The organism is Staphylococcus sp. HMSC36A10 (assembly GCF_001838845.1).
GTDB lineage: Bacteria > Bacillota > Bacilli > Staphylococcales > Staphylococcaceae > Staphylococcus > Staphylococcus aureus.
Genome location: NZ_KV839130.1, coordinates 187798 through 188100, shown reverse-complemented (window position 1 = coordinate 188100; position 303 = coordinate 187798). Strand labels below are relative to the sequence as shown.

At 35.6% G+C, this 303-nt stretch carries 1 protein-coding gene; it reads right to left on the bottom strand.

Annotated elements, in window-relative coordinates:
* Positions 1-303 (bottom strand): DUF1672 domain-containing protein (locus tag HMPREF3247_RS15040; RefSeq protein WP_257245487.1); only part of this gene is annotated, 303 nt, incomplete at both ends.

The window sequence follows — 303 nt, the reverse complement described above, 5'->3', positions numbered from 1 at the left end:
TTTTCTTTTTGCGCTCGATATTCAAAGCCACTCAGCACTGTACCCACCATCATACTCATATCATCACCGTTGTCATTACTACGCATTGATCCTTTTTGATGGATGGCATCTTTGTACAAAGGTAGACTTGCATTAAATACAATGCCATGATCTTCGCAATGCACATAAACTTCTACACCATCATCTTTACCTACAACATTTGTAGCTTTAACTTTTAGTCCAAAGTTATCTTTAAAGAATTGTTCACCTACTTTTTCAAATTCTTTACGATGCTTCTTCGCAAATTCAATCGCATCTTTTTCT